The organism is Bradyrhizobium forestalis, from assembly GCF_002795245.1.
Classification (GTDB): domain Bacteria; phylum Pseudomonadota; class Alphaproteobacteria; order Rhizobiales; family Xanthobacteraceae; genus Bradyrhizobium; species Bradyrhizobium forestalis.
Map to the genome: position 1 here is coordinate 225635 of NZ_PGVG01000004.1, position 19791 is coordinate 245425.

The following is a 19791-nucleotide window of genomic DNA, read 5'->3' on the forward strand; positions in this document are numbered from 1 at the left end:
GTGAGTTAGGATAGGCCGCCGGCCAAAGCCGTTGGCGGCGCCCCATCTGTCACGGTACCTGAGAGCTTGATCCGGCGCGGGACCTCAACGAGGTCTTGCAACGGACTATCCCCTTCGGTGGACGTCACGATCGACTTCAATCGTGCGGTCTCTCTCCAGATCGTCCTGACGAAACGGTCCTTTTGCCTGAGAGTTTCCGGGGCGGTTGCTCCGTCGGCGCCGCAACGAAAGCCGAAAGCCTTCGTCACGATCTCTCCCGCATCATCGCGTGGACAAGCCGAGCAGTACGATACGCCTCATTTTTGGACAAGGCTAAATTTAGACCGCGACTGCCGATGCATTGTGCAGTGCGAAGATGATTCAATTTTATTCCAGCGTCGCCAGCAATCCCGCCATCAAGCGGCCGCGCTCGACCAGGCTGTCGACCTCGATATACTCTTCCAGCGTGTGGCCATTGCCGCCGCGCACGCCCAAGCCGTCGAGCGTTGGGATTCCCATCGCGCCGGTGAAGTTGCCGTCGGAGCCGCCGCCGGAGCTTGCATGCGGTAATTCCGCGCCGAGAGATTTGGCGATGCCGCGCGCCTTTTCATACAGCGCCATGGTGCCGGCATCCGGCTCCCAGACCGGCCGCGTCACGCCGCGCGTGACCTTGAAGGTGACGTCGTTGTTGGCGCCCGACAGCGCCAGCATCCTCTCGACACCGCGGTCGAGATCGGCCTGACGCTTGGCCATCGAGAGCGCTTCGCCTGTCGCGGTCGTTGCAACGCAATTGACCCACTGGCCGCCGTGGACGACGCCGACCGAGAAGGTGCAATCCTCCGTCGTCATCGCGTCGATCGCGAGGATCTGCCGCGCCATTTCGCGGATCGCCGAACGTCCTGCCGACAGCGTCGCGCCGGCGTGGCTCGGCCGGCCCGTCGCCTCGAGATTGAAGCGCGCAATGGCGTAACGTCCGGTGGTGACGCCGTTGTCGGCGCGGCCGGGCTCGGGCACCAGCACGTATTTGTTGCGCGCGGCTTCCGCCTCGATGATGTCGCGCGTGGAGGGCGTGCCGACCTCTTCATCCGGCGTGAACAGCACGGTGATCGGCAGCGGCGTCGTGAACGAGGCGCGCGCCAGCTGTCGGATCGCTTCCAGCGAGAGATAATTGCCGCCCTTCATGTCGTAGATGCCGGGGCCGTAGCATTTGTTGCCCTCGCGCCGCCATTTCAGTTTCTCGATGGTGCCGACCGGGTGGACGGTATCCATGTGTCCGGCGATCAGGATGCCCGGCTCGCCCTGCTTCGGATGCGGAAAGCGCGCGCGGATGACGCCGCCAAAGCCTTGGCGACCGGCGATGCGCTCGATCGTCGCACCCATGATCGCCATATCCCGCGCTGCGATATCGAGCATGCGGTCCACGGCGCTTGCATCCCAGGTCGGGCTCTCGCATTCGACCCAGCCGCGCAGGCCCTCGAGCATTGCCTCGGAATCAAAGGGGAGATTGGCAGGATTCATCTCAATGTCTCTCAAGCTTGGAAAGATGGAACGCGCATTGCATCGGCGCGGGGCAGGACGAGCGGAGGGTGTTGTAGAGCTAAACCGATCTTTGTGGAGCCCGTGCGCGCGCCGCAAGGGCTTGCGACGAAACCGGATTGACGCGCTCGGCACTGTCTGCAAGTCTCGAAAAGATAAAGGCATTGCATGAGGTTAGTTCGCCCAACGAACGAACCGCATGCTCAATCAATAACCTGCCTTTGAACAGTTTCACGTCAGGAGAACCTTCTATGTTCCACTTCATGCGCCGGGGGCCTCGCGCGTTCGCCTCCAAACTTGCGCTGTCGGTCGTCGCGCTTTCGACCGCGCTGGCCTCGCCAGTGCTTGCGGCCGGCAAGACCCTTACGGCGGTGATGCATTCGGATTTGCGCATCATCGACCCGATTTTCACCACGGCCTACATCACGCGTGACCATGGCTACATGGTTTACGACACGCTGGTCGCCCCGGATTCGAAATTCAAGATCCAACCGCAGATGGCGGACTGGAAGATCTCCGACGACAAGCTCACCTACACTTTCACCCTGCGCGACGGCCTGAAGTGGCATGACGGCGCGCCGGTGACGGCGGAGGACTGCGTCGCTTCGCTGAAGCGCTGGGCTGCGGTCGACGGCATGGGCCAGAAGCTCATGGACTTCACCGCGAGCATCGAGGCGACCGACGCCAAGACCATCACGTTGAAGCTGAAGGAACCCTACGGCCTGGTGCTCGACTCGATCGGCAAGCCGTCCTCGCGCGTCGCCTTCATGATGCCGAAGCGCCTTGCCGAGACGCCGCCGGACAAGCAGATCCCGGAACAGATCGGCTCGGGTCCCTTCAAGTTCGTGCAGGGCGAATTCCAGCCCGGCGTGAAGGCGGTCTATGTCAAGAACACCGACTACGTGCCGCGCAAGGAGCCGGCAAGCTGGACCTCCGGCGGCAAGGTGGTGAAGGTGGACCGCGTCGAGTGGATTACCATGCCGGACTCGCAGACCGCGGTGAACGCGCTGCAGTCGGGCGACATCGATTTCATGGAAAACCTGCCGTATGACATGCTGCCGGTGCTGGAAGCGAACAAGGAACTCACGATCGAGGTCCTGAACAAGTTCGGCTATCAGACGCTCGGCCGGATGAACTTCCTCTATCCGCCGTTCGACAACGTGAAAGTGCGACGCGCCGCCTTGCTGGCCATGAACCAGAAGGACGTGCTCGACGCGCTGGTCGGCAATGCCAAGTATCAGAAGGTCTGTGGCGCGTTCTTCATCTGCGATACGCCGTTTGCGACCGAGGTCGGCGCCGACACGCTGGTTAAGGGCAATGGCATGGCGGAAGCCAAGAAAGCGCTGGCCGAGTCCGGCTACGACGGCACCCCGGTCGTAGTCATGGCGCCGGGCGACGTCACGACGCTGAAGGCGCAGCCGATCGTCGCGGCCCAGCTGCTGCGCGAGGCCGGCTTCAAGGTCGACTTGCAAGCGACCGACTGGCAGACCGTGGTGAGCCGCCGCGCCAGCCAGAAGCCACCGAAGGAGGGCGGCTGGAACATGTTCTTCACCAACTGGGTCGCGCCCGACGTGTCCAACCCGATCGCCAACCTCTCGATCGGCGGCCAGGGCAAGAAGGGCGGCTGGTTCGGCTGGGCAGACGATCCCAAGATCGAGCAGCTCAAGGACGCTTTCGTGCGCGCCGCCTCGCTCGACGAGCAGAAGAAGATCGCCGCAGATATTCAGAAGGAAGCCTATGAGCAGGTGATCTACATTCCGCTCGGGCAGTACCTGCTGCCGAGCGGCTGGCGCAAATCGCTGACCGGCGTGCTCGACGGTCCGGCAACGCCGCTGTTCTGGAACGTCGACAAGTCGGAGTAAGCGGGGGGCATCCTCGCGACCTTTGCCCGGATCATCATGCGGCGCCGCTGACATCAGCGGCGCCGCTGCCTTTTCTTGACCCGGTGTCGGCCGAGGAGGCGCGGGCGCTTTTAACCCTTCCAATGTCCAATCATTGCTATTTGTTTCAATCTTGAAATAGATGTCTCGTCCTCACGCATTACTTTCCCTTTTTCAATCTGATTCCCGTGCCGATCGATTTTGCATTCCAGGCGATGGCCGAACGGTCCGATCGCGCACCGGCGCGTTGGCGACGGCCTTTCCTGCGGTGGGTCGATGGCGTCGAGGCGGGCTGGGCCGTGCCGCTTCTGATCGCCTGCTTCGTTGCGATCTGGACGCTCTATCTGGCGATTGCCTATGCCGGCGGTGGCCTGCACCCTGATACGCTCGAGGCCTGGACGCTCGGGCGGGATTTTGCCTGGGGCTATGCCAAGCATCCACCGCTGATGGGGTGGGCTGCGGCGGCGTGGACCTCGGTCTTTCCGCCCAGCGACTGGTCGATGCAATTGATGGCGATGGCCAATGCCGGGCTTGCGCTGGTCTTCGTCGATCTGATCTCGCGGCAGTTCGTCACCGGGCACAAGCGCATCCTGGTGCTGCTGCTCCTGGTGCTGACGCCCGCGTATCAATTCCACGCCCAGCGCTTCAACGCCAATGCCGTGCTGCTCGCGACCTGGCCGCTGGCGACCTATTGCTTCCTGCGCGCATTCGAGACCCGCGCTTCGCTGTGGGCGATGGCGGTGGGATGCACGACGGCGCTGGCGATGGTCGGCAAATATTACTCGATCTTCCTCGTCGCGAGCTTCGCCTTTGCCGCGCTGGCGCATCCGGCGCGGCGCGCCTATTTCAGCTCCGCTTCGCCATGGATTTCGGTCGGGACCGGGCTCGTGGCGCTGTCGCCGCACGTCCACTGGCTGGCGACGACAGGCGCGTCGTCCTTCACCTATGCGCTGGCCCACGCCAATGGCAGTGCTGCGAGCTCGCTCGGTGAGGCCAGGAATTTTCTGTTGGGGCTGGTGGCGGCCATGGGTGCGTCGGCCGTGCTCTGGGTGTTGATCGCCGGCACGCGGCTGAAGCAGCTTCCGGCCGACTTCGCGGCCATGAGCCCGGGCCTGCGGCTTCTGTTCTACGTCACGATCGGCACGATCGTGCTGCCGGTGCTGACGTCGCTCGCGATGGGGACGGACCTGCCGTCCTTGTGGGCGTTGCAGGGGCTGTTCCTGTTCGTCATCCTCGTGGTCTGTGGCGCGCGCTACCCGATCGAGCGCTTCTACACCGTCAACGTCACGGTGATCGTGGCCGGCGTCGCGCTGGCCGCCGTCCTGGTCGCAGCCCCAATCCATGCCCTGTATCGCAACGATCATGGTTACGAGGAGGGACGTAATCTTTACGCGCAGGCGGCCCGCGAATTGACGCGCCAGTGGCGGGAGCTGACCGGCGAGCCCCTGAGTGCCGTGAGTGGTGATGGCTCGCTGGCTTTCGCCGCCGCGTTCTACAGCCCGGACCATCCGGACAATGCGGGGCCCTTCGAGTACGAAGATGGGTGGGGCTTGCCGCGCAAGACGTCGCCCGAGCGTGGCTGGGCCGCACTTTGTTTCCGCGACCAGGAGTCTTGCATCCGATGGATGGGCTGGGTGTCCCCCCGCGTCGGACATTTCGTCAGGCGCGAGTTTACCGTGCGGGCGTCGCTGTGGGGCCGGCCGGGTCTTGCGCGGGAGGTGGTCGTGCTGATGGCGCTGCCGCCGGGAAGCCCGGTGCCGGCCAGCGCTGCGGATGATTTCAGCGCCAGCCGGCGAGGAACCGAATAGGCGTCGTATTCAGCAGTGGCTGTCGCGCACCTGCTCGAGCCCCTCGCTCGCAAGAGGTGTGGTGAACGTGACCTGCTCGGCGCGCGGTTCGGGACGTTCGGTCTTCTGCCGTTCGACCTCGGCGGCGTTGTCTTTGCGATGTTTCAGTTCCATTGCAGCACCCTCTGGAATTGCTGCAGGACAACATCGAGGCCGTCGGGTGGTTCCTTCAGATGGGACGATGATGCGGCCTGAACAGCCGTCCCTTCTCAACCACCAGCACGATCGCGAGCGCGGCGAGGGTCGACAGGAAGAAGCCGATCGAGAACGGCAGCAGCGTGCCGTCGAAGCTCTGCCCGATCGCCATCCCGACCACGATCCCGATCAGCGTCGTGATCGAGCCGTAAAGCGAAGAGGCGGTGCCGGCGATGTGTCCCTGCGGCTCCATGGCGAGCGCGGTGAAGTTGGCGACCATCATGCCGAATGAGAACATCATCAGGGAGGAGAGCACCATGAACAGGGCGAGCGGCAGCACACCAAGGCTTTCCGTCAGCAGCATCACGCCTGCCACCACGGTGTAGAGCGTCAGTGCGCCATGCGAGATCACGCGCATGCCAAGGCGTCCGACCAGCTGTGAATTGAGGAAGCCCGCGATGGCGGTACCGGCGGCAATCGCGGCGAAAGCGAGCGGGAAGTAATGGCCGAGGTGATAGATGCCGGTGAAGACCTGCTGGGCACAGAACACGTAGGCGAACAGCGCGCCGATGACACTGCCGGCAGCCATGGCATAGCCGATGGTCTGGCGGTTGGTCACGGTCTGCCGGAACGCCGACAGCACATCGGCGGGCGCCAGCGACCTGCGTTCCGATTCGGGGAGGGTTTCAGGCAGCCGCAGCACGCACCATGCGAGCGCGAGCAGGCCGTAGAGCATCAGCACCACGAAGATGCCGCGCCACGCCGTCACCAGCAGCACCGCCTGTCCGAATGAGGGGGCGACCACGGGCACCGCGATGAACACCATCATGGCCAGCGACATCACGCTCGCCATGCGGCGGCCGACATAGCAGTCGCGCACGATCGAGGTCGCGATCACGCGCGTCGCCGAGGTGCCGAGCCCCTGGAGCGCACGCGCCAGCAGCAGCGTCTCGAACGAGGGCGCCGCGACCGCCAGCACGCTCGCCACCGCGTAGACCGCCATGCCGCCGAGCAGCACCGGCCGGCGGCCGAAGCGGTCCGACAGGGGGCCCATGACGAACTGGCCGGCGCCGAAGCCGATCAGGAAGGTCGACAGCACCAGTTGAAGATGGTTCTCGACGGGAATCTTGAACGCGGTCCCGATATTGGGCAGCGCCGGCAGCATCATGTCCATCGCGAGCGGATTGAGCGCCATGATGGACGCGATCACGATGACGAATTCCGGAAAACCCATCGGGCGGTGTCCCGAGGACACCCAATCGTCGGCATTGACGTCAGACAAGAAGCTTACCCCTGAAATTGGGCGGCTTTATCTATCGCCATGCTGCGTTGCACAACCCATGTTTCGGGATGGCTGGCAGGCGGAGCAGGGGCGGACAAGAATTGGTGAAGTCGCCGGGCCGGGGCTGTCTCTTCAATCAGCCGCGCTTGCGGGCCTGCTCGACCAGGTCGAGCGCCAATCGCCCGGCCGTGTCGACATAGGCGAGATCGCGGTGGATCAGCATCACGGTCGTGGCGCCGTCGAGCAGGATCACGAGCTGGCGCGCCAGCGCCTCTGCTCCGGCGATGCCGTGATTGCGCAGCTCCGCTTCGAGCCATGCTTCAAAGCGCTTCTTGTGCGCCGCGCCGGCCTTGACCGCCGGATGGGCCGGCGTGTTGGCGAGCTCGGCGATCGTGCGCAGGAAGCCGCAGCCGCGCCATCGCGGCGTATCCACGGAGCGTCCGAGCTTGGTGAAGAGACCGCGGACCTTGTCGGCCACGCCACCGTCGGTCTCGGCGAACCATCGCATGTAGAGCTCGAGGGTCGGCTGGTCCCTGGCCGCGATGGTCGCTGCGACGAGTTCGTCCTTGCTGGTGAAGTGATAGTAGAGCGTCTTCTTGGTGACGCCGGCCTTCTCGGCGACCGCGTCCATGCTGACCGCTCGGATGCCCTCGCCATAGAACAGGCGCGTCGCCGCAACGACGATCTGCTGACGCGTGGTGTCACCTCTTCCGGACATCGGCAATGTATACTGCCTAGTGAGTATACACGACAAGATCGCTGTGGCTGACTTCCTCCGGTCTGTTCGACCTGAAGGAGCTGCACCTTGTCCGATCTCGTCCTTTCGGAAACGCGGGGCGCCGTCGCGCTGCTGACGTTCAACCGCCCGAACAAGCTCAACGCCCTGAGCTACGCGCTGATCGACCGCCTGATGGATATCCTCGACCGCATCGAGGACGATGCAAATGTCCGCGCGGTGGTCCTGACCGGGGCGGGCGATCGCGCCTTCTCGGCGGGCGCCGACATTGCCGAGTTCTCGGAGAGCGTGAGATGCGGGCCGGACATCGCAGTGAAGGACTTCGTGCGACGGGGGCAGGCGATGACGGCGCGCATGGAAGCATTCTCGAAGCCGATCATCGCCGCAGTCAACGGCATCGCCTTCGGTGGCGGCTGCGAGATCACGGAAGCCGTGCACCTCGCAGTCGCCAGCGAACGCGCGAGTTTTGCCAAGCCCGAGATCGCGATCGGCATCACGCCGACCTTCGGCGGCACGCAGCGGCTGCCGCGGCTCGCGGGCCGCAAGCGGGCGCTGGAATACCTCCTGACCGGAGATTCCTTTTCACCGCAGCGAGCCCTGGAGATGGGATTGGTCAACCGCATCGTGCCGCACGGTCAGCTCCTCGACGCAGCCTTCGCGCTGGCCGGCCGCATCACGCGGCATTCCCACTTGGCGGTCGCCCGTATCATCACGGCCGCCACGCGGGGCCTCAATGTCTCGATCGCGGAAGGCCTCGCCATCGAGAGCGAGCAGTTCGCGCGGATGGCCGCGACACAGGACACACGCGAGGCGCTCGACGCCTGGCTGGCCGCCCGCGCGTCACGGTAGGCGCTGCGTTCGTTTTGGCGGGCGATCGCGGGCAACGAGTTCCCGCCATCGGAGGTGGGCCGGCAACCAGGGATTCACCATAAGATCGGGCACGGAACGGCGGGGAGATGAATCGGCAACCCATCCTGTCCATTGTGGCCGGACCGGCTGTCGCAACGGCGCCGAGACAAACCAAGCCAAACAGGGGTCCGCCCGTGTCCGACATGTCCGATGCTGCACGATGGTCGGAGCCCGCGGCCGCCACGACTGGCAGGCGCAACATCTGGCTTGCCTGCCTGATCGCGCTGACGGGGCTGCTGGTGCTCGGCAATCTCGCCAACGACGCCGCACTCGACGTGAAATTTGGCTGGGACGTTCGCGTCAATTGCGCGGCGGTCGATGCCTATGCCGGAGGGCTCGATCCCTACTTCGTCAAGAACCTGAAGGGCACCAAGCTCTCTTATCCCTATCTGCCGGTGACGCTGGACGTTTTCCGTCCCCTCTGCGCGGGCGGTGTTCTGGTCGATCATTACAGAAGCATTTTTCTCGTCCTCGCCGTGCTCTGCGGGCTGCTCTTGCCCGGCCTTGCCCGAACGCGCCCAAGCGCGCGCGATGCTGCGCTCCGGGTGCTCTGCGCGATCGGCGCGTTCGTCGGTTTCGAATGGGTCGAGGCGTCGGGGAATTTTGCGCTCCTGAGCGGTGTACTGACCGCGGTCGCGCTGAAGCTCTTGCTTCGTCCGCTTCGATCGGAAGCGGGGGGAGATCAGGACTTCACGTGGCGCCTCGCCGGCGCCGCACTGCTCGGCCTCGTTACCTCGTTCAAGCTGGTGTTCTTCCCGGTGCTGGCGGCGCTCTATTTCCTGCCGCTGCCGCGCGGCCGCAAGCTGGCCTTGATCGCGGTGGCGATCCTCAGCTTTGTCGTGCCGATCCTGATATCGAAGCTGCTGTATCCCGATCTGTTTGCAAGCTGGCAGCTTGCGATGGCGGGGCAGATCCCCGACCAGCACCATGTCGATCTGCTGGAGACAAATCCATCGTTGCTGCTGCTGGCGCTGAGCCTCATGGAGCACGCCGGGCTCGGCGACGGGAAGCCGGCGCTGTTCGCGAGCTATGCGCTCGCAGCACTCGCGCTCGTGCTCGTGCCGTTCGGCCTGTCCGTCCTGCGCATGGTGGGCAGCCGCCCCGCGGGGGGAGGGCGATCGCATATGCTTTCGCGGGGACTGTCCGCGGGCTTGCTCCGCCTCTCCCGCTTGCGGGAGAGGCCGACGCGCTCGCAGAGCGCGGCGGGTGAGGGCTCTCGCCGCGCAGGGACATACTCGGCAAATTCTCAACAACCCCAACGCGGAGACACCCTCTCCCCAACCCTCCCCCGCAAGCGGGGGAGGGAGCCCAGTGCCGATGCCGCCGCATCGTGCACGCCATATGCGATCGCCCTGCCCGCGGGGGGAGGGGCATCGCTTCTGATGCGACTGGATCTCTGGCTGATGGATCATCCCCGCACGGCCATGCGGGTCACCGTGCTTGCCATGTTCGCGCTCTATCTCAGCTCGCCGCGTCTGAAAGAATATGCTTTCTTCGAGCTCGCGCTCTATGCCGCCATCCTCATCGTCGATCTTCCGGCCATGGCGCTCGCCGCCATGCTCACCGTCGGCCTCGCCTTTCCGACACTGATCTCGCTTCTGGGGGCGCCATTCGAGGGCAGTTTCATCCTCCTCGTCATCTCGCTGATCTGCTTCTGGATCGTGCTGCTCGATTTTCGCGCGGAGCCCAAGCGCCTCGAGCACGGATAATTCATTCGGCGGGCCAGCTCCTTCCGCGGCCGCAATCTACACTTATGGCTGCAGACCCGCTTCCGGGGGCTGCGGCCGTGCGAGAGGGCGCCTGCGGCGCGCCCAAGAGGTCAGCATCCCCGGTACGCCCGAGCGGCTGACCTGATCGAACACCACGGCGGCCGCGATAAGGCCTGCGAGCAGGACGACGACGAGGATCAGAGTTGCCGCGGTGGCAGGCATGGATTCTCCGGATTGGCTGAGCGAAGGCGGCAGCGGCCCTCCCTCAAGATGCCCCTCGCGCCGGCCGGGTGCCGCACACCGTCCAGCTATATCCGTGACGATGATAGATCTTCACGTCCTCGAATCCGCCGGCCGGGAGCAGCGCCTCGGCCTCTTCGCGGGTGTAGTACTTGGCGTAGGCGGGATTGAGCTGATCGTAGATGGTCAGACGTCGGACGCTGCGCGGAAACTTGGCCAGCACCGAACGCATGTAGGAGCGCATCGGGAGCGGCAATATCCGGCACAGCCCGATATAGGCCGTCAGCGCCCATTCCAGAACGTGGGATAGCGCCACGAGCAGACGGTGCGGCAACAGGACCGTAAGCCTGCGCAGCGGGACCGCGAGTGACAGATAGGTCTCGTTGCCCTCGTAACCGTAGAGCCAGACGATGCATCGCCCGCCGGGACGCAATGCCTCGAACGCCGCGCGCACCACGGGGATCGGCGCCGGTATATGATGCAAGACGCCCATCGAAACCACGTAGTCCAACCCGAGATCCGGCGGCAAGAGGTCGCCGGGAATCTGCAGATAGTCGATCCGGTCCTTGCGCGCGGCGGTGTTGTCCTTCAGGACCTGCATGGCGGCCGATGGCTCGACCGCGACGACGCGAGCGGCGCCGGCATCCAGCAGCATGTTGACGATGCGCCCCGAGCCGCTGCCGATGTCGGCGATGGTCTTGCCTTTGAGTTCATCGAGCGCGACGAGTGGACCAAGGAGGTCGGCGAGCAAGACGGCGGATCCGTAATAGCCGGGATTGTCGCGGAACGCGCTCCATTGCTCTCCGAAATCTCTGATCGTGTCATCCTTCAGATCGGGCATGGGTGCGTTCCCCGCGTCGTCCGCTCAGCGCGGCGCGGGGCAGGCGAGCCCCAGCAACCAGATTCCCAGGGTGAGGATCGGCCACAGCGCGAATGCGTTGTCGTTTCTGCGCTCGAGATGGTCCTTCCACAGCTGCCGGACCGCATCGGGCTTCAGGAACGGCGCAAACACGTCGGCCTCCTGGTTGAGCACGCGGTCGCAGATCGACCGCAGCCCGCTCCGCATCAGTTGCGCGATGGGCACGTTGAAGCCGCGCTTGCGTGACCAGGCAGCTCGGCTCGGCATGCCCAGGCGCTCGGCGAGCTTGCGCAGCACGTATTTCGGCGCCCCTTTCGGCCAGGGATTGAGCAGCGAGGTGTCGATCATACCTGCGAGGTCCATCACCCGCCGGTCCAGGATCGGAACGCGCACCTCCAGCGAATGCGCCATGCTCATCGCATCGACCTTCGCGAGGACGCTTTGCAGATGGAAGCGCTGGTCGGCGATCAGGGCCCGGTCGAGCACGTTTGCGTGCGGCTCGGCGTAATACTCGGCATATTCGGCGAACGGATCGGTCGATGCCAGATGGGCCATCTCGCCGTCATAGATCTTCTCGGCCAGAAAGCGGGGAACGAGGCGTCGCCATTGCAGGTGAGGGCTATTGCCGGCTTCACCCAGCCCGAGCGCAAAGCGGGCGAGTTGGGCTGCCGCCGGAAGCCGCTTCTCGTTGCCGCGCACGGACGCATAGGCAATGCGGCCGGCGAGGCCAGCGACGGGGCGCGGAATGACGTGGCGTATGCGCTCTGCCATCATGGTCGCGGCGTAAGTTTCATAGCCGCCGAAGAATTCGTCGCCGCCATCGCCGGACAGGACGACCGTGCAGTGCTGTCGGACGGCGCCTGCCAGATGGTAGAAGCCAAGCGCGCCGGTGTCGGCGCACTGTCCGTCGAAATGGTACACGACGGCGCGGAGCGCACTCTCGGCCCCTTCGCCTGCTTCCCCGTCGATGACGTGAAGCGACAGGCCTGCGGTCGCGGCAATCTGGCGCGCCACCGCGGTTTCATCATGGCTCTTCTCGGTGAAGCCGGCCGTGAACAAGGGCGGCTTCAATCCGAGCCGGCCGAGAGTGAGGCTGATCAGCGAACTGTCGATGCCGCCGCTCTGCAGCACGGCGAGCGGCACGTCGCTCACCATCTGGCTCTTCACCACGGTCTCGATCGTCGATTGCAGCCGGACAACGGCTTCATCGAGGTCGCGGATCACGGGTGCGCGCACCGGCCGCCAGAAGCGTCGCTCGGTCCGCTCGCGGTCGGTGAATCCCACCATTGTGCCGGGCGGGAGCTGCTTGATGTCGTGGTACAGGCTCTGCTGCGTTCCCGGATGGCCTGCGGCGAGATAGGTATGCAGTGAGACGGGATCGATCCGCGCGGCGAGGTCTCCGCTCGCCGTAAGTCCCTTGATCTCGCTTGCGAACAGCACGCGGCTGCTGCTTTCGGAATAATACAGCGGCTTGATCCCGATGCCGTCGCGGGCCAGGATCAGGCGGCCCTCCTGCCGATCCCACAGGCCGATCGCGAAAAAGCCCTCGAGGCGCTCGAACATCGCCTCGCCCCAGGCAAGGTAGGCGTAAGGGAGGATTTCGGTGTCGCAGGTGCTGCGAAAGCGGAAGCCGAACGATCGCTCGAGCTCGCTGCGCAATTCGCGATCGTTGTAGATCTCTCCGTTGTAGGTGACGACGATACGCTCCGACGCGTCCAGCATCGGCTGGCGCCCTGCATCGGAGAGATCGCGGATGGCGAGCCGGCGGTGGGCGAGGCCGACAGGCCCGTCCAGCCAGGTGCTCTCGCCGTCCGGCCCGCGGTGAACCAGCGCTGCCGACATCGCCGCAACCGCGCGGCCGTCGGCGGGGCGGCCGTCACGATGAAAGATGCCCGCTATCCCGCACATCGCGTTCCCTTGTCGAGGGAGGTCATGGTCGCTGATTCATGATCTGCTTCAGAAGCACCGCGAGCAGCCCCATCGCGACGACGAGAATGCTGAGCAGGATCGCGCCGACGCCCAGCACGAAAGCGCTGACGAGCTGCAGGATGATCCCGCCGATCAGCGAGAGCAGTGCGAGCGCCATGCACATCATCGCCAGCAGCACGAAGATCTTCAGCGGGTTGTAATAGGTGCAGGCCTCGAGGACGTATTGCAGGGTCCGAATGGAGTCGCGGAACAGGTTCACCTTGGAGCGGCCGATCCGCTCCTTGTAGTCGATATCGATGTAGTCGACGAACTTCGCGTTCATCATGTAGGCAAGCGTCAGCGACGTCGTGAAGCTGAAGAGGTCGCTGACATGCTCGAAATAGGAGATCGCGACCTGCCTGCCGAACACGCGCAGGCCGGAGTTGATGTCGGGGATCTCGCGGTTGGCGGTGAATTCGACGATCGCCTTCAGGACGGCGCGCAATGGCGACTTCAGCATCGACTCGCGGTAGTTCGGCCCGGTCCTGGCGCCGACGACCATGTCAAAGCCCTGGTTGAAGCGGGCGACCAGCGCCGGAATCGCCTCCATCGGGTAAGAACCATCGGCGTCGCTGATGACGATCGTATCGTACGTCGCTACGCGAATCCCGTCCTTCAGCGAGCGGCCGTAGCCGATGTTATGGGGATGCCTGAGCACCTTTGCGCCCGCCTGTTCGGCGAGCTCGCCGGTCCCGTCGACCGAACCGTCATCGACGATGACGATTTCATAGGGGGTGAGTTGAGCGCCGTCGAGAGCCGCCTTGGCTCGATCAATGGTTTCAACAATGCCGTTGCGCTCGTTGAGCGCAGGAATGACGACTGAAATCATAAGCGACGTGCAATGCAGGTGACGGATTGCCCGAAGAAGCTTCGCGAGAGCGGATCGAGCGCCCGCGACAGCGGCACGGCATATTTGTCGAACAGGGCGATCTGCCCGTTGACGGCGGCATCGTTGAGCGACTGATGGCGCTTCAGGCGATTGGCAAGCCATCCAAGCCCGCCGATCGGATTGAAGTAGTTCAGCCGGACCAGCTCGACCGGTTGATCGGCGAGGAGCTTGGCGAGGCGCGCCGTGGTGTAGCGGCGGCAGTGCCCCGCGAGGCGATCGAGATCGTTGTAGAGCAGCATCAGGGCCGGAACGCTGATCAGGAGGTGTCCTCCGGGTTTCAGCACCTGCACCAGGTTGGCAATTGCGGTGGCGTCATCCTCGATGTGCTCGAGAACGTTGATGGTGAAGACCGCATCGACGCCGTCGGGAAACAGCGAACTCAACTGATCGCGGATCAGAATGTCGCAGACGGCGAACTTGCGGTCGGGCATCGCCCTGGTGGCACGTTCGACGCTTTCGCGGTCGTGGTCCACGCCGCAATAGTCGCCGAGCTCTCCGAGCACTCTGCTGTAGAGCCCATGCCCAAACCCGACCTCGACGATCTCACCCTTCAGGTAGGGGCGGAACTGGTCGACAACCCAGTTCATGTAATTCTGTGCGTCGGCGATCGCGCTTGAATACGTATCGGCCCCGACTTTCAGACCTTCCGTTGTTGGTTCGGAGAGAAAGGAGGTTTGAGCCATGGAGCCTGCGCCTTGTTCCTGCCCGAGTTAGCAGCGAGCGCCGCATTTCTCAAGGACATGTGAGGCACAATCGCCCTAAAGTTGACGGCTCTCGCGATTGATGGGCGAGGAGCCAAGATGAGACGGACGTCGAACCTCTCGCTTTCGCCTTTGATTGCATCAACGTCGATCCGGGCGCCGGTTCCTTTCATGGCTCGCTCATTGAGCGGATGCCGTCGCCCGCATGTGGCGAAGAGCCTGCTCGGACTTGAAGCGAGCGATCTTCAAATGCCGAATCCGCCCAACGAAGCCGTCGGGCTGATCGAGCCGTCGCCGGGCGCGCGTTCGATGATCGCCTGGTTGCAGCCGGTGGCAGACCGCCTTCACCGATGGCCCATGCGGCGCGCGTCATGGCCATAGGCCTGTTTCCGGAGGCTGCGGCGTCAAATCTCGTGGTGCGGGCAGCCGGGGTCGAACCGGCACAGCGCTTGCGCACCGAGGGATTTTAAGTCCCTTGCGTCTACCAATTCCGCCATGCCCGCTTGATCCAACGAGATCAAATACTTAAGTCCATCCCGGCCGTCTGGAATTGGCGCGTTGCGGACCTGGAGGGACGGTTCTTCCTTAAGCGAGCCGGACGCACAAGGCAAAGCCTCAATCCGGACATCTGTTGTTGCTTTAGGCATTCTCAATCCACGGGGGCTATTCATCCGGCATGGCTGCTTCGTCTTCCTCTCCGCTGCGCGGCTTTGGCGCGCTCGTTGCGCTGCTTGCGGCTGGCGTCGCGCTGTCCGGCTGCGCCGGCATGAGCGAGACGGTCGCACCGGCCTTTGCCGATCCCGCCAAATACGAATTGTACGACTGCAAGCAGCTGGAGGGTGAGCGCAAGGCGCTCGCCAAGCGCACCGATGATTTGCGCATGCTGATGGAGAAGGCCGAGACCGGGGCGGGGGGCGCGGTCGTGTCCGAGCTCGCTTATCGCAACGACTATATCGCGGTGCGCGGGCAGGCCCAATTGGCCGAGGACGCCTGGCGCCGCAACAAGTGCCGGGAAACGCCGCCCGAGGCGACGCCCCCTGCGGCATCGCCCGCGGCCGCCGCCAAACCCGCATCGAAATCCGGAAAAGCGGCCCGCTGAGGCCTCGCGCCGTCGGCGCTTCGCATCACGGCCGCCAGCCGTAGATCCAGTCCTGCCGCGCCAGCATGCGCTCCGGGCCGAGCGCACGGATCGCAAGATCGCGTGCGAGCGCGAGCGGCCCACTGAAGTGATAGATGCGCCCCTGCTGCCGCGCGGTCCGCTGCACCTGCCGTACCCGCCCCTGGCGGGCGCGGCCGTATTGCGTCAGCGCGGCGGCGATGCCGTTGGTGCTCTCGGCGGCTTCAACGCTCAAATGCCGGGCGAGCACGGCGGCATCCTCGATCGCCATGCCGGCGCCTTGAGCTGCAAAAGGCAGCATCGCATGCACGGCATCGCCGAGCAGCGCCACCGGACCTTTGCTCCACGGACAGCCGTCGGGCACGCCGAACAGCGCCCATTTCCGCCAGCTGTCGACCGGGGCGAGCATCATCCGCGCCGGCGGCGGCCAGCGCGGGGCGGCAAAGGCGTCCATCACCTCGCGCGGATCGCCGGGCGTGCTCCAGCCCGGCCTATTCCAGGTCCCGGGCAGCACCGCGACCACGTTGATCTGGCGTCCGCCCGCGATCGGATAGGCGACCAGATGGGCGTTCGGCCCCATCCAGAGCTGCACCCGGCGCGCGGCATAGTCCTTCGGCAGTTGCGTGGCATCGAGCGTGCCGCGCCAGGCGATCAGCCCGGAGAAGCGCGGCTGCACCTCGGGAAACAGATGCTGGCGTACCGTCGACCAGATGCCGTCGGCGCCGATCAGGGCGCTGGCGAGATCGCTGCGGCGGATCGTGCCGCTGCGATGGACCACCGTCAGTCCCCTGGCGTGGGGCGCGACGTCCTCGAAGCTTGCACCCAGCTTCAGGTCGATATCGGGATGGTCGGAGACCGCGCCGGCGAGCGCCGATTGCAGGTCGGCACGGTGCACCACCCAATAGGGAGCGCCGGCACGCAGCGAGGCTGCTTCACCGAGCGGCATGCGCAGCAGCTCGCCGCCGGCGCGCGCGCTCATGATCGAGACCGCCTCCGGGGTCACCGCGCGCGACTTGAGGCGTTCGGTCAGGCCGAGCTCGACCAGCACGCGGCTGGCATTGGGGGAGAGCTGCAGGCCGGCGCCGACTTCCTCGAGGCGCTCGGCCTTTTCCAGCACGACGATGCGGAAGCCGCGGGCCGCAAGCGCAAGCGCGGCCGTCAGGCCACCGATGCCGGCACCAGCGATGACAATCGTTCGGGAGAGCGCCACCCCTGACCGAAGGAAGCGGTCAGGCCACCTTGTCCTTCAGCACACATTCCGGCGGGCGGGCTTCGCCCGGTTTCAGGTCGGCCGCGAAACGGTACAGCGTCGAGCAGTAAGGGCAGATGATCTCGTTGTCGTTGCCGAGGTCGAGGAAGACGTGCGGATGGTCGAACGGAGGGTTAGCGCCCACGCACATGAACTCTTGCGAGCCGATCTCGATGACGGGGACGCCGGCATCGTTATGGAAGTGCGGGACGACATGGTCGGACATCGTAACTCATCCTGGAGTGGCAATGGCGGCAGACACAATCAACGACTGACGCGGCATCTTTAAGGCGCCGCGGACCATACTGGCGGGTGCAGATGATTGCTAGTCCAGCGGAACCGAAAGGTTCGCAATCGCCCCATGCTCATTTGCTCATGCAAATTCGACACAATCTTGAGGCCGGAGAGAAGCCCTTCTTTCGTCGGGGACGTTGTGTCGCAATTTTGGCATACTATGTCTGGGGACGAGTGCAATTTGCGACGAAAGACGAATCATCAGGCACGAGCGGTCCCAGGGGCATCCGGGCTTTCCACATGAAGTGGCTGCGAATCAGCACAGCGTTGATCGGTATCGCGGCCTGCGGCTTCATGCTCGCGCAGGTCGCACCGCACGCCCGCGAGGCCGGCGCGATCTTCGCTGCCCAGGATGATCCGGCCGCGCTCTCCGAGCTCAAGCTCGATGCAGTGCTGCGGCAGAACGACCGCCTGGTTCAGGACAATATCGAGGCCGCGCTTGCATCAGGCGATGCCGATCTCGCCGACAGTTTCGTTGCGCTGGCGCGTGACCGCAACATCGCGCTCCCCGACGACCTCCTGAGCCGCGTCAGCGATGCGGTGAACTTGGAGAGTTCCACCTCGCATTTCGCCAAGCGGTTCGCCGCCGGTCTCGTCACCGGCAACGCGGACGATGTCGCGAGCCTGTCGGGAACCGTGGCCGGCGATCTGTTCGTGATCGGCGACGTCAGGGACGTGGTGCGCGAAGGCAAGCATCTTGCGATGGGCGAGGACACCGACCGCCTCGTGCTCGGGCTTGCGGCAGCCGGCCTTGCGGTGACGGCGGCAACCTACGTGTCCGTCGGCGGTGCCGCGCCGGTCCGCGCCGGACTGACGCTGGTGAAGGATGCGCGGAAAGTCGGACGGCTCGGCGAGGGGCTTGCCGCATGGGCCGGCCGGTCCGCCCGCGAGATCGTGGATACGCCGATGCTCCGGAACGCGGTCGCCAAGGGGTCCGTGTTCCGCCCGGGCGAGACCGTCGGCGCGATCAAGGCCGCGTTCCGGGCCGAGAAGGCCGGTGCCCTGGTCCGGCTCGGCAAGGACGTCACACGCGTCGCCGAGAAGACCGGCACGCGCGGGGCGATGGATAGCTTGCGGATCGCCGAAGGCCCGAAGGACGTCGCGCGCGCGGCCCGGCTTGCGGAAGCGCAGGGCGGCAAGACCCGCGCGATCATCAAGCTGCTCGGCCGGGGCGCGCTGCTGCTCGTCGGCGGCGCGTTCGATCTGGCGCTCTGGCTGTTCAGTGCGGCACTGACGCTGTTCGGCCTTCTCTCCTCCATCAAGGCGACGACCGAGCGCCTGACCCAGGCCTGGTGCGATCGCAAGAGGGCGCGGCGGCTTCGCCGGGCACGGATCGCGGCTGACGCCGCTCTGGCGGACGCGGCCCTCAAAGCCTAAAGCGCGACGAAATTGAGGTCATTCGTCGTCGCGTTGTGGGCTTTTATCTCGGCATGACCTCTGCGCAAACGCGTTCCGCGCTTGTGGCGAGGAAAAACCGCTGCACAACTGCTCCGGATCATGCTCTAAGATCAACCATTCCCCTCGAGACCCCTGGAACTGATGATGCCGAGCTTTCACAACGGCGCCGTTGAAATTGCCTATCTCGACGAAGGCGAGGGCGATCCGATCATCCTGGTGCACGGCTTTGCCTCCAGCAAGAACGTGAACTGGGTCTACCCGACCTGGGTTTCGGAGCTGCGCAAGAACGGCCGCCGCGTGATTGCGCTCGACAATCGCGGCCACGGCGAAAGCGCAAAGCTCTACGAGCCCGCAGAGTACTCGATTCCCGTGATGGCCGGCGACGTGCTCGCGCTGATGGATCACCTCGCCATTCCCAAGGCCGACATCATGGGCTACTCGATGGGCGGACGGATGGCGGCGTGGCTCTCCCTCAACGAGCCGCAGCGCCTGCGCTCGGCGATCCTCGGCGGCATCGGCATCGGCGGCTTGATCGAGGGCACCGGCCCCGGCGAGAACGTCGCCAAAGCGCTGGAAGCGCCCGCGCTGGAGGACGTCACCGATCCCGTCGGCCGCACCTTTCGCGCGTTTGCCGATCAGACGCGCTCCGACCGCCGTGCGCTCGCCGCCTGCCTGCGCGGCACGCGCGACCTCATGACCAGGGAGGAGGCCGCGCGGATCGACGTGCCCGTGCTGATCGCCGTCGGCAGCAGGGACGACGTCGCCGGCTCTGCGAGCGCGCTCGGCGCGCTCATACGCGGTTCTGAAGTGCTCGACATTCCGGACCGGGATCACATGCGCGCGGTCGGCGACAAGGTCTACAAGACCGGGGTGCTGGATTTCCTGTCACGTCGCGGCTGAGGCAATGTTGTCGGAGGCGATGCGGTTGTTGCGCAACCGTTCTAAAGGGTCCTATCACGAGGGGGCGTCCACTCCCTTCAGCGCGGCCGTGCACTCCTTCATGCGCAGAGATCGGGAGTCCGCTAAGGGCGGACATGAGACGTCAGTTCGAAGTGGATAGGAA

Annotated in this window: 18 protein-coding genes, 1 tRNA gene and 2 riboswitches; of the genes, 8 read left to right on the plus strand and 11 right to left on the minus strand. The window is 65.0% G+C overall.

What is annotated here, in order from left to right; genetic code table 11:
* Positions 1-44: 44 nt before the first annotated feature.
* Positions 45-161: riboswitch (glycine riboswitch) on the minus strand.
* A gap of 3 nt (positions 162-164) precedes the next feature.
* A riboswitch (glycine riboswitch) is annotated at positions 165-269 on the minus strand.
* Positions 270-366: 97 nt separating this feature from the next.
* Positions 367-1497 carry a M20/M25/M40 family metallo-hydrolase gene (locus CVM73_RS07365; RefSeq protein ID WP_100231343.1) on the minus strand — a complete coding sequence of 377 codons (1131 nt, stop codon included), beginning with the start codon at positions 1495-1497 and terminating at the stop codon, positions 367-369.
* A 269-nt stretch (positions 1498-1766) separates the two neighbouring features.
* Here CVM73_RS07365 and CVM73_RS07370 point away from each other — a divergent pair, with 269 nt between their 5' ends.
* Both CVM73_RS07370 and CVM73_RS07375 read left to right on the plus strand, forming a co-directional pair.
* Positions 1767-3377 carry an ABC transporter substrate-binding protein gene (locus tag CVM73_RS07370; protein WP_100231344.1) on the plus strand — a complete coding sequence of 537 codons (1611 nt, stop codon included), beginning with the start codon at positions 1767-1769 and terminating at the stop codon, positions 3375-3377.
* A gap of 233 nt (positions 3378-3610) precedes the next feature.
* Positions 3611-5203: a glycosyltransferase family 39 protein gene (locus tag CVM73_RS07375; RefSeq protein ID WP_100231452.1), complete on the plus strand. Its 1593-nt coding sequence runs from the start codon at positions 3611-3613 to the stop codon at positions 5201-5203.
* A 9-nt stretch (positions 5204-5212) separates the two neighbouring features.
* On the opposite strand, the gene CVM73_RS40045 is transcribed toward CVM73_RS07375, so the two are convergent.
* The 3 genes from CVM73_RS40045 to CVM73_RS07385 form a co-directional block, all read right to left on the minus strand.
* Positions 5213-5356 (minus strand): hypothetical protein, encoded by a 144-nt coding sequence (locus CVM73_RS40045; RefSeq protein WP_167406687.1) that lies wholly within the window; start codon positions 5354-5356, stop codon positions 5213-5215.
* Between the two features lie 55 nt (positions 5357-5411).
* Complete coding sequence (locus CVM73_RS07380; RefSeq protein WP_100231345.1) at positions 5412-6659, minus strand: multidrug effflux MFS transporter; 1248 nt, start codon at positions 6657-6659, stop codon at positions 5412-5414.
* Positions 6660-6795: 136 nt separating this feature from the next.
* Positions 6796-7377 carry a TetR/AcrR family transcriptional regulator gene (locus CVM73_RS07385; protein ID WP_100231346.1) on the minus strand — a complete coding sequence of 194 codons (582 nt, stop codon included), beginning with the start codon at positions 7375-7377 and terminating at the stop codon, positions 6796-6798.
* A gap of 87 nt (positions 7378-7464) precedes the next feature.
* Here CVM73_RS07385 and CVM73_RS07390 point away from each other — a divergent pair, with 87 nt between their 5' ends.
* Complete coding sequence (locus CVM73_RS07390) at positions 7465-8244, plus strand: crotonase/enoyl-CoA hydratase family protein (protein WP_100231347.1); 780 nt, start codon at positions 7465-7467, stop codon at positions 8242-8244.
* 203 nt (positions 8245-8447) lie between these two features.
* Complete coding sequence (locus tag CVM73_RS40835) at positions 8448-10013, plus strand: hypothetical protein (protein WP_245452240.1); 1566 nt, start codon at positions 8448-8450, stop codon at positions 10011-10013.
* A gap of 265 nt (positions 10014-10278) precedes the next feature.
* On the opposite strand, the gene CVM73_RS07410 is transcribed toward CVM73_RS40835, so the two are convergent.
* From CVM73_RS07410 to CVM73_RS07425, 4 genes are read right to left on the minus strand one after another with little or no spacing between them, the layout of a single operon-like run.
* Positions 10279-11094 (minus strand): class I SAM-dependent methyltransferase, encoded by an 816-nt coding sequence (locus CVM73_RS07410; protein ID WP_100231349.1) that lies wholly within the window; start codon positions 11092-11094, stop codon positions 10279-10281.
* A 24-nt stretch (positions 11095-11118) separates the two neighbouring features.
* On the minus strand, positions 11119-13020 hold the full coding sequence (gene asnB / locus CVM73_RS07415; RefSeq protein WP_100231350.1) for an asparagine synthase (glutamine-hydrolyzing): 1902 nt from the start codon (positions 13018-13020) through the stop codon (positions 11119-11121).
* Positions 13021-13042: 22 nt separating this feature from the next.
* Positions 13043-13909, minus strand: a complete 867-nt coding sequence (locus tag CVM73_RS07420) for a glycosyltransferase family 2 protein (RefSeq protein ID WP_100231351.1) — start codon at positions 13907-13909, stop codon at positions 13043-13045.
* Entirely contained in the window at positions 13906-14556 is a 651-nt protein-coding gene (locus CVM73_RS07425; RefSeq protein WP_158237548.1) for a class I SAM-dependent methyltransferase, read from the minus strand. The genes CVM73_RS07420 and CVM73_RS07425 overlap by 4 nt, the downstream gene beginning before the upstream one ends.
* A gap of 213 nt (positions 14557-14769) precedes the next feature.
* Between CVM73_RS07425 and CVM73_RS39080 the strand changes: the two genes are divergently transcribed.
* Entirely contained in the window at positions 14770-15051 is a 282-nt protein-coding gene (locus tag CVM73_RS39080; RefSeq protein ID WP_146006570.1) for a hypothetical protein, read from the plus strand.
* A 33-nt stretch (positions 15052-15084) separates the two neighbouring features.
* Here CVM73_RS39080 and CVM73_RS07430 read toward each other — a convergent pair.
* Positions 15085-15173: transfer RNA gene (locus CVM73_RS07430), tRNA-Leu, on the minus strand.
* Between the two features lie 173 nt (positions 15174-15346).
* Here CVM73_RS07430 and CVM73_RS07435 point away from each other — a divergent pair.
* On the plus strand, positions 15347-15769 hold the full coding sequence (locus CVM73_RS07435) for a twin-arginine translocation pathway signal (RefSeq protein ID WP_100231353.1): 423 nt from the start codon (positions 15347-15349) through the stop codon (positions 15767-15769).
* A gap of 25 nt (positions 15770-15794) precedes the next feature.
* Here CVM73_RS07435 and CVM73_RS07440 read toward each other — a convergent pair whose 3' ends face one another.
* Both CVM73_RS07440 and CVM73_RS07445 read right to left on the minus strand, forming a co-directional pair.
* Positions 15795-16997, minus strand: coding sequence for an FAD-dependent monooxygenase (locus tag CVM73_RS07440; RefSeq protein ID WP_100231354.1), 1203 nt, complete (start codon positions 16995-16997; stop codon positions 15795-15797).
* A gap of 19 nt (positions 16998-17016) precedes the next feature.
* A complete protein-coding gene (locus CVM73_RS07445; RefSeq protein ID WP_008562814.1) occupies positions 17017-17262 on the minus strand; it encodes a zinc-finger domain-containing protein in 246 nt (81 codons plus the stop codon).
* 308 nt (positions 17263-17570) lie between these two features.
* Here CVM73_RS07445 and CVM73_RS07450 point away from each other — a divergent pair, with 308 nt between their 5' ends.
* Positions 17571-18707 carry a hypothetical protein gene (locus CVM73_RS07450; RefSeq protein WP_100231355.1) on the plus strand — a complete coding sequence of 379 codons (1137 nt, stop codon included), beginning with the start codon at positions 17571-17573 and terminating at the stop codon, positions 18705-18707.
* A 165-nt stretch (positions 18708-18872) separates the two neighbouring features.
* Complete coding sequence (locus tag CVM73_RS07455) at positions 18873-19628, plus strand: alpha/beta fold hydrolase (protein WP_100231453.1); 756 nt, start codon at positions 18873-18875, stop codon at positions 19626-19628.
* Positions 19629-19791 lie beyond the last annotated feature (163 nt).